This is a genomic window from Arthrobacter horti (assembly GCF_030731045.1).
GTDB lineage: Bacteria > Actinomycetota > Actinomycetes > Actinomycetales > Micrococcaceae > Arthrobacter_E > Arthrobacter_E nanjingensis.
Genome location: NZ_JAVALS010000001.1, coordinates 560,532 through 574,144, shown reverse-complemented (window position 1 = coordinate 574,144; position 13,613 = coordinate 560,532). Strand labels below are relative to the sequence as shown.

Annotated in this window: 14 protein-coding genes; all 14 read left to right on the top strand. The window is 68.6% G+C overall.

Going from position 1 to position 13,613, the window contains the following annotated elements; all coding sequences use genetic code 11:
- Nucleotides 1–69 precede the first annotated feature (69 nt).
- The 14 genes from Q9R02_RS02730 (at nt 70) to nusB (ending at nt 13,575) form a co-directional block, all read left to right on the top strand.
- Nucleotides 70–1,446, top strand: a complete 1,377-nt coding sequence (locus Q9R02_RS02730) for a replication-associated recombination protein A (protein WP_305995094.1) — start codon at nt 70–72, stop codon at nt 1,444–1,446.
- A 196-nt stretch (nt 1,447–1,642) separates the two neighbouring features.
- Entirely contained in the window at nt 1,643–2,269 is a 627-nt protein-coding gene (rpsD, locus tag Q9R02_RS02725) for a 30S ribosomal protein S4 (protein ID WP_305995093.1), read from the top strand.
- Nucleotides 2,270–2,393: 124 nt separating this feature from the next.
- Nucleotides 2,394–2,777: a DUF948 domain-containing protein gene (locus Q9R02_RS02720; protein ID WP_305995092.1), complete on the top strand. Its 384-nt coding sequence runs from the start codon at nt 2,394–2,396 to the stop codon at nt 2,775–2,777.
- 12 nt (nt 2,778–2,789) lie between these two features.
- Nucleotides 2,790–3,011, top strand: coding sequence for a DUF6167 family protein (locus tag Q9R02_RS02715; RefSeq protein ID WP_305995091.1), 222 nt, complete (start codon nt 2,790–2,792; stop codon nt 3,009–3,011).
- Between the two features lie 213 nt (nt 3,012–3,224).
- Nucleotides 3,225–5,903: an alanine--tRNA ligase gene (gene alaS / locus Q9R02_RS02710; protein WP_305995090.1), complete on the top strand. Its 2,679-nt coding sequence runs from the start codon at nt 3,225–3,227 to the stop codon at nt 5,901–5,903.
- A 6-nt stretch (nt 5,904–5,909) separates the two neighbouring features.
- A complete protein-coding gene (ruvX, locus tag Q9R02_RS02705) occupies nt 5,910–6,458 on the top strand; it encodes a Holliday junction resolvase RuvX (RefSeq protein WP_305995089.1) in 549 nt (182 codons plus the stop codon).
- Nucleotides 6,455–8,161: an endolytic transglycosylase MltG gene (gene mltG, locus Q9R02_RS02700; RefSeq protein ID WP_305995088.1), complete on the top strand. Its 1,707-nt coding sequence runs from the start codon at nt 6,455–6,457 to the stop codon at nt 8,159–8,161. The genes ruvX and mltG overlap by 4 nt, the downstream gene beginning before the upstream one ends.
- A complete protein-coding gene (locus Q9R02_RS02695) occupies nt 8,158–9,051 on the top strand; it encodes a shikimate dehydrogenase (protein WP_305995087.1) in 894 nt (297 codons plus the stop codon). Before mltG ends, Q9R02_RS02695 begins: the two co-directional genes overlap by 4 nt.
- A gap of 29 nt (nt 9,052–9,080) precedes the next feature.
- On the top strand, nt 9,081–10,280 hold the full coding sequence (gene aroC, locus Q9R02_RS02690; protein ID WP_305995086.1) for a chorismate synthase: 1,200 nt from the start codon (nt 9,081–9,083) through the stop codon (nt 10,278–10,280).
- Nucleotides 10,281–10,301: 21 nt separating this feature from the next.
- Complete coding sequence (locus Q9R02_RS02685) at nt 10,302–10,877, top strand: shikimate kinase (protein WP_305995085.1); 576 nt, start codon at nt 10,302–10,304, stop codon at nt 10,875–10,877.
- Nucleotides 10,874–11,968: a 3-dehydroquinate synthase gene (aroB, locus tag Q9R02_RS02680; protein WP_305995084.1), complete on the top strand. Its 1,095-nt coding sequence runs from the start codon at nt 10,874–10,876 to the stop codon at nt 11,966–11,968. Before Q9R02_RS02685 ends, aroB begins: the two co-directional genes overlap by 4 nt.
- The gene (locus Q9R02_RS02675; protein ID WP_305995083.1) at nt 11,965–12,498 is read left to right on the top strand and encodes a tetratricopeptide repeat protein; all 534 of its coding nucleotides are present in this window, start codon (nt 11,965–11,967) and stop codon (nt 12,496–12,498) included. Before aroB ends, Q9R02_RS02675 begins: the two co-directional genes overlap by 4 nt.
- A 103-nt stretch (nt 12,499–12,601) precedes the next feature.
- On the top strand, nt 12,602–13,165 hold the full coding sequence (gene efp / locus Q9R02_RS02670) for an elongation factor P (RefSeq protein WP_305995082.1): 564 nt from the start codon (nt 12,602–12,604) through the stop codon (nt 13,163–13,165).
- Nucleotides 13,165–13,575 carry a transcription antitermination factor NusB gene (gene nusB / locus Q9R02_RS02665; RefSeq protein WP_305995080.1) on the top strand — a complete coding sequence of 137 codons (411 nt, stop codon included), beginning with the start codon at nt 13,165–13,167 and terminating at the stop codon, nt 13,573–13,575. Before efp ends, nusB begins: the two co-directional genes overlap by 1 nt.
- Nucleotides 13,576–13,613 lie beyond the last annotated feature (38 nt).

Below are 13,613 nucleotides of genomic sequence, written 5' to 3'. Positions count from 1 at the left end.
CTACCGCCCAGCGGGCTCCCCGAACTCGCAAGCTCGTCCGGGGTCCCCTCGCCCACTACGCTGGAACGCATGGCTGATCTCTTTTCCCAGGACGAGCCGGGGGACTCTCCGGAGAACGGCACACGCACCCATGCTGCGGCGCCCCTCGCCGTCCGCATGCGGCCGCGCACCGTGGACGACGTCGTCGGACAGCAGCACCTCCTCCGCCCCGGACAGCCCCTGCGCACCTTGGCCGAATCCGGGGGCGAGCCTTCGCCCGTGGGCCCGTCGAGCCTCATCCTGTGGGGACCGCCCGGAACCGGGAAGACCACCCTGGCCCATGTGATCGCCAACGCGCCGGGGCGGAAGTTCGTGGAACTCTCCGCCATCACGGCAGGAGTGAAGGACGTCAGGCGTGTCATGGACGAAGCCCTGCAACGGCGCGATCTGCACCGGCAGAGCACCGTGCTGTTCCTGGATGAGATCCACCGCTTCAACAAAGCGCAGCAGGACGCCCTCCTGCCGGGGGTGGAGAACCGCTGGGTCATCCTGGTGGCGGCCACCACGGAGAACCCGTCGTTCTCCGTGGTCTCGCCCCTGCTCTCGCGCTCCATCCTCCTCACGCTCAAGCCCCTTGAGGACGCCGATATCCGCGGGCTCCTGGAGAAGGCCCTCGACGACGAGCGGGGCCTCGGCGGGAAGCTCGCGGTCGACGTCGAGGCCCTGGACTATCTGGTGCGCATCTCGGGCGGGGACGCCCGGCGCGCGCTGACGTCCCTGGAGGCCGCGGCCGGTGTGGCCTTCGGAGAGCACGACGGATCCGGCATACCGGAGCTGAGCCTGGCCCAGGCCGAACAGGCCATCGACAAGGCCTCGGTGCGGTACGACCGTCAGGGCGACCAGCACTATGACGTCATCAGCGCTTTCATCAAGTCGATCCGCGGTTCCGATGTGGATGCCGCACTCCACTACCTGGCCCGGATGATCGAAGCGGGGGAGGACCCCCGCTTCCTGGCACGCCGGATCGTCATCTCGGCGTCCGAGGACATCGGGATGGCCGATCCCACCGCGCTGCAGACCGCCGTGGCCGCGGCGCAGGCGGTGCAGCTCATCGGCATGCCGGAGGGTCGCATCATCCTCGCCCAGGCGGTGGTCCACCTGGCCACCGCGCCGAAGTCCAACGCCGCCTACATGGGCATCAACAAGGCCCTCGCGGACGTTCGGGCCGGGCTCGGGACGGACATCCCGATGCCTCTGCGCGACGCCCACTACCCGGGGGCCAAGGGACTGGGGCACGGCAAGGGATACGTCTACGCCCATGACGCTCCGCATTCGATCGCCCCACAGCAGTACCCGCCGGACGACCTGGTGGGGCGCGACTACTACGAGCCGACCGCCAATGGCGCGGAGCGTGAGATCGGTGCACGGCTGGAGCGGCTACGGGGGATCGTCCGCGGCAAGGGCTGAGGGACGCCCCGTGCTAGACTTGTAGATCGTCTGGCAAGGTTCAGGCGCACCCCTTCCACCTGGATGGTCTCTGATAAGGCGATCCGTCGTGGATGCGTGCGGCCTGAGCCCAGTAGCAAGAGGCCGCGGTTTGCCGATGCTCTCCATACGGGAGGCCAGTTAACACAACAAAAACCGCATACTCGGAAGGACACAAGTGGCTAACAGCACTCGTGCTCGCCGTCAGGCCCGGCTTTCCCGGTCCCTCGGCATCGCCCTGACTCCCAAGGCCGCCAAGTACATGGAGCGCCGTCCGTACGGCCCCGGTGAGCATGGCCGCGCCCGCAAGAAGCAGGACTCCGACTACGCTGTGCGTCTGCGTGAAAAGCAGCGTCTGCGTGCTCAGTACGGCATCCGTGAGGCGCAGATGACCCGCGTCTTCGAGGAAGCCCGCCGCACCAAGGGCCTGACCGGTGAGAACCTGGTCGAGCTCCTGGAGATGCGTCTGGACGCCCTGGTGCTGCGTGCCGGCTTCGCCCGCACCATCGCCCAGGCCCGCCAGCTCGTGGTGCACCGCCACATCATGGTCGACGGCGCCCGCGTGGACCGCCCGTCCTTCCGTGTGGCAGAGGGTCAGCTGATCCACGTGCACCCGCGCAGCATCCCGATGGTTCCGCTGCAGCTCGCCGCTGCCGGTGCCCACCGCGATGTCCTGCCGGCTGTCCCGGCCTACCTGGACGTCAAGCTCGAGGCCCTTCAGGCACGCCTGGTGCGTCGCCCGAAGCGCACTGAGGTTCCCGTGACCTGCGAAGAGCAGCTCGTCGTGGAATTCTACGCTCGCTAAGAGCAGCTGGAAGGAGCCCGTGGCACATGCCGCGGGCTCCTTCTTTTTGCCTCCTGACAGGAGGCGTCCGGATTCCGGCGATAAGGTAGAACGAGCGCATCCGATGACAGCTAAGGAGCAATAGATGAGCGGCGGTGACATCGCCGGCCTGATCGCGGCCGGGGTCTTCCTCCTTCTGGTCCTCTTCCTCGCAGTGCCGATCCTGAAGCTCGGCAAGGTCCTGGACGAGGTCCGCAATTCCATCAAGGACCTGAGCGACGGCGCTCAGCCGCTGATGACGGAGGTGACGGCCACCGTCTCCACCACCAACGAGCAGCTGAAGAAGGTGGATGGGATCTCCAACAACGTGGCCGATGCCACCGCGAACCTCTCGGCCCTGTCCTCGCTCGTCTCCGCCACCGTCGGCAGCCCCCTCATCAAGGTGGCCTCGTTCAGCTACGGTGTCCGCTCCGCCCTCTCCGCCCGCCGCAACGGTGCCCAGCGCCCGGCCGGCCGCCGCAGCCGCTAGGAAGGACAGCACATGAAAAGGATCCTCTGGCTCTCCGTCGGCGCGGCCATCGGCGTCGTGGTGTTCCGCAAGGTCAATGAGGCGAAGGGCGCCATCGGGCCCGAAGGCCTCAACCGTGCCGTCGGGCGCCTGGCCGACAGCGTCTATCACTTCGCCGACCAGGTCAGGGACGGCATGAGAGAGCGCGAAGACGAGCTCCGCGCCGCTCTCGCCCTGGACGACAGGCAGCGCTGAGCACTCACCTCTGGCCCGCCACACGCCGTCGTCGTCCAGCCACGACGACGGCGCGCGGCGGGTCCTGCTGATTAGCCTCCCGGCACCCGGGAAGGCACAATTGAACGCGGCGGACGCGACGTCCGCCTGTATGCATCACCTGGCCAGGTGAACCTCGGAGCGATCTGAACCTGAGGGCACCGGCCGGAAACGCCGAAGGGACAACACTTCCTCATGAAGTCGCAGGAAATCACCAAGCGCTGGGTGGACTTTTTCGTCAGCAAGGGCCACACCGCCGTGCCGTCCGCCTCGTTGGTGTCCAGTGACCCCAGCCTGCTGTTCACCGTGGCCGGAATGGTGCCCTTCATCCCGTACCTGACCGCGCGTGAGACCCCGCCGTACAGCCGCGCCACGAGCGTGCAGAAGTGCATTCGCACCGGCGACATCGAAGAGGTCGGCAAGACCGCGCGCCACGGCACGTTCTTCCAGATGTGCGGCAACTTCTCCTTCGGCGACTACTTCAAGGAAGACGCCATCAAGTTCGCCTTCGAGCTGCTCACCACCGGGGTGGAGAACGGCGGCTACGGGCTGCCCGTGGAGAAGCTCTGGGTGACCGTCTACGAAGAGGACGACGAGGCCCGCGATCTCTGGCTGAAGAACACGGCCATCCCTGCCGAGCGCATCCAGCGCATGGGCAAGAGCGACAACTACTGGTCCACCGGCCAGCCGGGCCCTGCAGGCCCCTGCTCGGAGATTTACTACGACCGCGGTCCTGCCTACGGCATCGAGGGCGGTCCCGCCGCGGACGACAACCGCTACGTGGAGATCTGGAACCTGGTGTTCATGCAGTACCAGATCGAGAACGTGAAGTCGAAGGTCGAGTTCGACATCGTGGGCGAGCTGCCCAAGAAGAACATCGACACGGGCCTCGGCATGGAGCGCCTGGCCATGATCCTGCAGGGCGTGGAGAACATGTACGAGACGGACCAGGTCCGTCCCGTCATCGACAAGGCCGCCTTGCTCTCCGGCAAGGAGTACACCTCCGCCGAGAGCGCCGACGACCCCCACCACGTGGACGACGTCCGCATGCGTGTGGTCGCCGACCACGTGCGCAGCGCCCTCATGCTGATCGCCGACGGCGTCACCCCCTCCAACGAGGGCCGCGGCTACGTGCTGCGCCGCCTCATCCGCCGCGCCGTGCGCTCCATGCGCCTCCTCGGCGTGGAGCAGGCCTGCCTGCCCGAGCTGCTTCCGGCCTCCCGCGACGCCATGAAGGGCGTCTACCCGGCCGTGGAGCTCGAGTTCGACCGGATCTCCCGTATCGCCTACGCGGAGGAGCGGGCGTTCCTGCGCACCATCGCAGCCGGCACCGCGCGCCTCGACGAGGCCGTGGTTCTGGCCAAGGCCGGCGGCTCCGAGCTCTCCGGTGAGGACGCCTTCACCCTGCACGACACCTACGGCTTCCCGATCGACCTGACCCTGGAGATGGCCGAGGAGGCCGGCGTCGCCGTCGACGAGGCCACCTTCCGCTCCCTCATGCAGGAGCAGCGCCAGCGCGCCCAGGCCGACGCGAAGGCGAAGAAGGGAGGCCACGCCGACCTCACCGTCTTCCGTGAGCTCCTGGGCCAGGGCGAGACGGTGTTCACCGGCTATGACGAGCTGGAGAGCGAGTCCCGCGTCCGCGCCCTGCTCAGCAACGGCGCCCTGGCCGGCCATGCCTCCACGGGTGATGAGATCGAGCTGGTTCTCGCCGAGACCCCGTTCTACGCCGAGGCCGGCGGCCAGGCCGCCGACACGGGCCTCATCACCGGTGACGGCTTCGTGGTGGAGGTCCTGGACGTCCAGCGTCCCGTGAAGGGCCTGTCCGTGCACAAGGCAGTGGTCCGCGAAGGCGAGATCTCCTCGGACGCCCTGGTCCGTGCCACCGTGGACGCCGAACGTCGTCACGCCGGCGAGCAGGCTCACACCGCCACGCACCTGGTGCATGCCGCTCTGCGGCAGCTCCTGGGCCGGGAGGCCACCCAGCGCGGCTCCTTCAACAAGGCCGGCTACCTGCGCTTCGACTTCGCCTGGGGCGAGCAGCTGTCCAACGCCACCAAGAGCGAGATCGAGGAAGTCGCCAACCTGGCCATCCGCAGCAACTTCCAGGTGGACACCAAGGTCATGAAGCTCGACGACGCGAGGGCGCTGGGCGCCATGGCCCTGTTCGGCGAGAACTACGGCAGCGAAGTGCGCGTCGTGGAGATCGACGGCGCCTGGTCGCGTGAGCTCTGCGGCGGCACCCATGTCGCCAGCACCTCCCGGATCGGCACTCTGAACCTGCTCGGCGAGCAGTCCGTCGGTTCCGGCAACCGCCGCGTGGAGGCCCTCGTGGGCATGGATGCCTTCCGTCAGTTCGCCGCCGAACGCGCCCTGGTCACGGAGCTCAGCGAGATGTTCAAGGTGCCGTCGCACCAGCTCACCGAGCGCATCGGATCCACTCTGGGCAAGCTGAAGTCCCTGGAGAAGGAACTGGAGAAGCTCCGCAAGGAGCAGCTCGCCGCTCAGGCCGCCACCATGTTGGCCTCCGCACAGGACGCCGCCGGCGTGCGCATCATCGCGCACGACGCCGGCCAGGTGGGCGGAGCGGACGACCTCCGTTCTCTCGCGCTCGACCTGCGTGGCCGCCTCGGCTCCGAGGCCGCCGTCGTGGCCGTCGCCGGTGCGTCCGGCGGGCGCCCGGTGATCCTGGTCGCCGCGAACGACGCCGCTCGGGGCGAAGGCGTCAAGGCCGGCGCGCTGGTGCGTCTTGCCGCAGGCATTCTCGGTGGCGGTGGCGGCGGCAAGGACGACATCGCCCAGGGCGGCGGCACCGACCCCGCCAAGGTCCCCGCGGCCCTGACCGCCGTCGTCGACGCCGTTCGCACCCGCTAGGGCCGCGTGGAGTTTCAGGAAGCCGGCATCCAGCCGGAGCCGCAGCGCGGCGTCCGGCTGGGTGTCGACGTGGGGCGCGCCCGGGTCGGGGTCGCTCTGAGCGACCCCGACGGCATCCTCGCGACCCCGTTCAAGACCCTGCAGCGCGACGCCAAGAAGAACTCCGACGTCTCGGTTCTGCTCAAGCAGATCCGGGAACGTCAGGTGCGCTGGGTGTTCGTCGGGCTGCCGCGCACCATGAGTGGCGGCGAGAGCGCGTCCACCCGCATGGCCGAGGAGTACGCCGTGCTGCTGGCGGACCGGCTCGCGCAGGAGGGGAGCCTCTGCACGGTATCCCTGTTGGACGAGCGCCTGACGACGGTCGCGGCCCACCGGAGTCTGCGTGAAGCTGGAGTCGACGGCCGTGAACACCGTAAAATCGTGGATCAGGTGGCGGCTGTGAACATTCTTCAACAGGCCCTTGACATGCAGAAACGTCACGGAGCCGCGGTTGGCGTGCCCGTGAGCGGCCGTTCTGCGTCCGGTGACGCAAGTGATGGAGGCGACCAGACGTGAGCACTCACGACAACGGGGCCGGCGGCATGCCCTTGACGCGCCGTGAATTGCGTGCACTGGAGCGGATACGGTCCGAACGAGCCGAAACGGACGGATCCGCGGCGCCGTTCGACCAGGAGCTCGCGGAACTCCCGCGGCGCCGTGACGTGATCGAGCGGTTCCCCCTGACCGACGACGATGACGACGACGACCTCACCACCCCCGAGGAGGCTCCGACGCCGGCACCGGAACCTGCACAGGCCCAGCCTGCCGCGCGACTGGTGGAGCCGGAAGCCGAGCCTCCGGCTGCCGGTACCTCTGCGCGTGAGCCGGAGCCGATGACCTCCCGCATCGCGCCGGTCCCCGCCACCGCGCACGCACAGCATTTCTACCCGGAGCCTGAAACCGGCCGGCTGCATGCGCTGGCGCATGGCCACCGGGGGAGCGCCCACCCGCTCCAGCGGGGCGAGACCAAGCCTGTGAGCCAGCCCACCGTCGTCGTTCCCGTGGTGGAGCCGGTCCAGGACCCTGCGCATGAGACCGGCACTGCGCATGAGACCCACGCCGAAGGCCCCGGACACGCCTTCCCGTTCGCCGAAGGGCCGGAGCAGGCCCATGCCGCCGCCGAGCCTTTCCGGACGGCGTTCCAGGAGGAGACCACGAGCCACGGACGGCACCGCCGGGTGCGCGGCTGGGTGGCGGTCCTGCTCTCTCTCGTACTCGTCGGTGGAGGCGGATTCGCGGCGGCCCAGTTCGTCGGGCCGCTCCTCGGCTGGAATCTGGTGACCGATTACCCGGGGCCGGGCCAGGGATCGGTGTCCGTGCAGGTGCAGGACGGGTCCTCCCTCACCCAGGTCGCCAACACGCTCAAGGACGACGGAATCGTGGCCGACGCCGGAACGTTCACCCGGGCCTTCTCCGCCGCCGGGATCACACTGTCTCCCGGGACGTACACCTTCCGCAAGGAGATGCGCTCGTCCGACGCCGTGGCGGTCTTCGCCGCGAGTGGCAGCGACAAGGTTTCCTATGTGCCGCTCTCCGCGGGCTTGCGGATCGGTGAGTCCCTCGATGCCATCGCCAAGGGCACAGGGCTCAAGGTGGAGGACCTGCAGGCACTCAGCGACAAGCCTGCGCAGTTCGGGGTCTCCGCCAAAGCGAAGAACCTGGAAGGCTATCTCTTCCCGGGTGAGTACCGTTTCCCGGTCGGGGCCAGCGCCAAGGACGTGCTGGCCGGACTGGTCAAGGCGACCCAGGACGAGCTCAAGGGCCAGGGGATCACGGACCCGGACCAGCAGTACCGGATCCTCACGATCGCCTCGATCGTGCAGGCCGAAGCGGGCCGAGCCGACTACCCGACCGTGGCCGGCGCCATCATGAACCGTCTTCAGCCCAATGCACAGACCCTCGGTTACATCCAGTCGGACGCCACCGTGACGTACGGCCTGGGCCGCAAGAGCTACGAGCTGACCGCCGCGGAGAAGGCGGACAAGAGCAACCCGTACAACACCTACGCCAACCAGGGCCTGCCGGTGGGTCCGATCGGTTCGCCGGGCAAGCTGGCGATCGACGGGGCAGCCCACCCGAAGGCCTCGGACTACCTGTACTGGGTGACCATCAACCTGGACACGGGGGAGACCCGCTTCGCGGCGACCCTCGAGGAGCACAACAAGAACGTCGCCCTGTACCAGCAGTGGTGCTCGGCCAATGCGGGACGTTGCCAATGAGCCGCCGCGCCGCCGTCCTGGGACATCCGATCTCCCATTCCAAGTCGCCGTTGCTGCATGCGGCCGCCTACCGCGCCCTCGGCTTCGACGCCGAGTACACGGCCATCGACGTGGACGAACCGGAGCTCGCCTCCTTCATGCGGCGCGTCCGGCAGGACCCGTCCTGGTGCGGGCTGTCCGTCACCATGCCGCTCAAGAAGGCGATGATGGGGCTTGTCGACGAACACACGGTCGCCGCGACCGACCTGGGCGTGCTGAACACGGTGACGTTCACCCCGGGAGCCGATGGCCCGCACCTGAGGGGTCACAACACCGACGTCATGGGCATCGTCAACGCGCTTCGCCACGCCTCCGGCATGTCCAGTCTGCACGGTGCGGATGTCTCGGATCTGAAGGTCGGCACGCGTCCGGCAATCCTGGGCGGGGGAGGGACGTCCACCGCGGCCATCGCCGCGCTGGCACGCCTGGGGCACGACGCCGTCACCCTCTTCGTCCGTGATCCTGCGCGTATCGCGGAGGCACGGAAGGCGGCCGGCGCCAGCGGCGTGAACCTCGACGTGCGGGCCTACGACGGCGCGGCGGAGCAACTGCCCGGTTTCGACGTCGTGATCTCCACGCTGCCGCCCCGCGCGGCCGATCCCCTCGCGGCCGGCCTGGCGCCGGGAGCGGAGACGGGGGAGCGTGTCCTGCTCGATGTGGCCTACGATCCGTGGCCCAGCGCCCTCGCCTCCGCCTGGAGCGCCCGTGGCGGTGTGGTGGTCCCCGGGCTGGAGATGCTGCTCTACCAAGCCGTGGAGCAGGTGCTGCTCTTCACGGGAACCGGCCCCGAGGCCGCCGGACGCGTCATCGACGCGATGTGTGACGCAGTGAACGCCCCCCGACGCGGGTGAGCGGGCACGGACATGGCAGGATTGGACCTATGTTTCGTTGGTTAACCGCTGGTGAATCCCATGGCCCCTCGCTGGTCGGGATCGTTGAAGGCGTCCCCGCAGGCGTCGAGCTGAACAGCGAGGACGTCCGTGACGCCCTCGCCCGTCGCCGCCTGGGCTACGGCCGTGGCGCGCGCATGAAGTTCGAGCAGGACGAGGTCACCATCATCGGCGGTGTCCGCCATGGCCTCACCCAGGGCGGCCCCGTGGCCATCCAGGTCGGCAACACCGAATGGCCCAAGTGGGAGCGCGTCATGTCCTCCGATCCGGTGGATCCGGAGGAGCTCGCCACCTCTGCGCGCAATGCGCCCCTGACCCGGCCGCGCCCGGGCCACGCCGATTTCACCGGCATGCAGAAGTACGGCTTCGCCGAAGCCCGTCCTGTCCTGGAGCGCGCCAGCGCCCGGGAGACGGCCACCCGCGTGGCGCTCGGCACCGTCGCCGCGAAGTTCCTGCGCCAGCTCGGCATCGAGCTCATCAGCCACACCACGGCCGTCGGCACCGTGGCCGTCCCGGACGGCACCGCTCTGCCCAGGCCCACGGATCTGATCGCCCTGGACGCCGATCCGCTGCGGTGCTTCGACCGCGCCACCTCGGATGCCATGGTGGCGGAGGTCGACGCCGCCCACAAGGAGGGCGAAACCCTCGGCGGCGTCGTCGAGGTCCTCGCCTACGGCCTTCCGCCGGGACTGGGCAGCTACGTGCACTGGGACCGCCGCCTCGACGCGCGCCTCGCTTCCGCCCTGATGGGCATCCAGGCGATCAAGGGCGTGGAGGTCGGTGACGGTTTCGCCACCGCGGCCCGCCGCGGTTCCGCCGCGCACGACGAGATGGTCAAGGACGCCAACGGGGACGTGATCCGCGTGAGCAACCGTGCCGGAGGCATCGAGGGCGGCATGAGCATCGGCACCGTGCTGCGTGTCCGCGCCGCCATGAAGCCGATCGCGACCGTGCCGCGGGCACTGCAGACCATCGACGTCACCACCGGCGAAGCGGCCAAGGCCCACCACCAGCGTTCCGACGTCTGTGCCGTCCCCGCGGCCGGCGTGGTCGCGGAGGCCATGGTCGCACTGGTCCTGGCCGAGGCCGTCCTGGAGAAGTTCGGAGGCGACTCCGTCGCGGAGACCGAACGCAACCTCCGGAACTACCTCGCAGCCATCCCGGACGAGCTCAGCTCGTCCGGCAACTGACAACACAGGGAGACCCCCACCATGCCTGGTGAGAAGGCAGAAGACAGCAGGCCCATCGTCCTGATCGGTCCCATGGCTGCCGGGAAGAGCGCCGTCGGTCAGGCCCTCGCGGCCCTCCTGCACGGCGAGTATCTCGACTCCGACGAGGTCTTCGTGCGGGAGAACGGCGCCATCGCCGACTACTTCGCGAAGCACGGAGAGGACTCCTTCCGTGAGCTCGAGGCGGAGATCGTGGCCCGGGCCATCTCCGGCCAGCTGACCGTGAGTCACCCTGAAGCGCCGCGGATCATCTCGCTCGGCGGGGGCTCCCTCGGCAGCGCCACGTCCCGTGAGGTGATCTCGCGGTGTCACGTGGTGTACCTCGAAGCCGATCTGGCCACCGTTCTTCCGCGTATCGCCCGGGACACGGGACGGCCCATGCTGGCCGGCGACGCTGCGGAGCGCTGGCTGGCCCTCTTCGACCAGCGCCGGCCGCTCTACGAGTCGGTGGCGCAGCTGACCGTCGACGTGCGGCACGGCAGTCCGGAGGACTTCGCCCTGGAGATCGCCAGGGCCCTGGACCTCCCCGGAATCACAGCAAAGGACGGCAGAGCATGACTCAGACGGACACGATCATCAAGGTCACCGGCTCCCGGCCGGAGGACAACTACGACGTCGTCGTCGGGCGTGGGCTCCTGGCACAGCTCCCGGCCCGGCTGGGCGAGCGCGTCAAGCGCGTGCTCGTGGTGCACCCGCGTGCGCTGCGTCTGACCGGCGACGCCGTACGCGAGGAACTCGAGTCCGCCGGCTTCACCGCCGTCACGGCGGAGATCCCCGACGCGGAAGAGGGCAAGCACATCCAGGTGGCCGCCTTCTGCTGGCAGGTCCTGGGGCAGAACGACTTCACCCGTAGCGACGCCGTCGTGACCGTCGGCGGCGGGGCCGTGAGCGATCTGGGCGGATTCGTGGCCGCGACCTGGCTCCGCGGTGTCAAGGTCATCCACCTGCCCACCAGCGTGCTCGGCATGGTCGACGCCGCCGTGGGAGGCAAAACCGGCATCAACACCGCCGAAGGCAAGAACCTGGTGGGCGCCTTCCATCCGCCGGCCGCCGTGCTGGCCGATCTGGACACCCTGAAGACCCTGCCGAAGAACGAACTGGTCTCCGGCCTGGCCGAGGTCATCAAGTGCGGCTTCATCGCTGACACCAAGATCCTGGATCTGGTGGAGGAGCACGGCCAGGCCGTCCTGGACCCGGAGTCCCCGGTCCTGCGAGAGCTGATCGAACGATCCATCGCGGTCAAGGCCAAGGTCGTCTCCGAGGACCTCAAGGAATCCGGTCTGCGGGAGATCCTCAACTACGGGCACACTCTGGGACACGCGATCGAGCTGGCCGAGCGCTACTCCTGGCGCCACGGTGCGGCGATCTCCGTGGGCATGGTCTTCGCGGCGGAGCTCGCCCGCAGCGTGGGGCGCCTGAGCGATGCGGACGCCGACCGCCACCGGAGCATCCTGGAGAGCTTCGGCCTGCCCACCAGCTACCGCAACGACCGCTGGGCCGCCCTGCTGGACGGGATGCGCCGGGACAAGAAGTCCCGCGGTGACCTGCTGCGCTTCGTGGTCCTGGACGGCATCGGCAAGCCGGGTGTGCTGGAGGTACCGGACACCTCACTGCTCTTCGCCGCCTATCAGGAGGTCGCTGACGCATGAGTGACGCGGACACGGGCGTGGACAGCTCGGAGTGGCCTGAGTCCGGCTTCCCTGGCATCAAGGTCAATCCCGTGACGCGTCGCAGCGAGGTCGTGGACGAGGACGCGGTGGACGCCGCCCTCGCCCAGGACCCCCGCCCGTGGGCCGAGGTCTTCGTGCTCATGGCCCGGGGGAGGAGCACCGAGGCCGCCGAGCTCTTGACTGAGGCACGGATGGTTGATCCGGAGTCGTACGAGCTGCTCCTGCTGGACACGGAGATCCTGTTCACCCGGGGCCGGCTCGAAGCCGCCTTCGAGCGTCTGCGCAAGCTGCTGACGCGCTACCGGGGCAGCAGCCACGAGGCGGAGATCCTCCAGCACCTGGGCAACACCTATTACGGCTCGGGCGAGTTCAGCCGCAGCATCGACGCGTTCCGGCAAGCCCTGGAACTGCGGGTCGCCGCGCATGCCAGCCCCGCACTGATCTACTCGTCCACGGTGGCCCTGCAGCAGGCGCGCCTCGCCGCGGAACAGTCCGGCACCCGCGCCTGAGAGAGGCACCTTCTCCGACGCGGTAGACTGGTTAACGGTTTTTTGACAATTACAGGGCTGGCGCGTCCCCGGACGCCCGGCTGGCATCGCGAAAGAGGCTGCAGTGGCAACCACGAACGACATCAAGAACGGCACGGTCCTCAAGCTGGAGGGCAACCTCTGGAACGTCATCGAGTTCCAGCACGTGAAGCCGGGCAAGGGCGGCGCGTTCGTCCGCACCAAGCTGCGCAACATCCTCTCCGGCAAGGTCGTGGACAAGACGTTCAACGCCGGCCTCAAGATCGAGACCGCCACCGTGGACCGCCGCGACTACACCTTCCTGTACCAGGACGGCGTGGACTACGTCTTCATGGACGTGCAGGACTACGACCAGCTGACCGTGACCCCCGAGGTCGTGGGCGATGCCAAGAACTTCATGCTGGAGAACCAGCAGGTCATCATCGCCATGCACGACGGCGCCCCCCTGTACCTCGAGATGCCGGCCAGCGTCGTCCTCGAGATCACCTACACCGAGCCGGGCCTGCAGGGCGACCGCTCCTCCGCCGGCACCAAGCCGGCCACCGTGGAGACGGGCTACGAGATCCAGGTCCCGCTCTTCCTGGAGCAGGGCACCCGCGTCAAGGTCGACACCCGCGACGGCAGCTACCTGGGCCGGGTCACCGACTAGTGAGTGCCCGTGGCAAGGCCCGGAACCGGGCCCTCGACATCCTCTTCGAAGCCGAGCAGCGCGCGGTCACGCCGTACTCGGTCATCCAGGAACGCCGCCTGCACACGGAACAGACGATCAACGCGTACACCGTCGAGGTGGTCGAAGGCGTGACCGCCCTGCAGTCCACCATCGACGAGTTCCTCACCACCTACTCCCAGGGATGGACGCTGGACCGCATGCCGAACGTGGACCGGATCATCCTGCGCATCGGGACCTGGGAGCTGCTCTACAACGAGGACGTCCCGGACAGCGTCGCGGTCAGCGAGGCCGTGAGCCTGGCCAGGACCCTGTCCACGGACGACTCCCCGTCGTTCATCAACGGCCTGCTGGGCCGTCTGAAGGACCTCAAGCCGAGCCTGCTCGCCTGAGCAGCAGCAGTACTGAGCAGCGACTGCGGTACGACGGC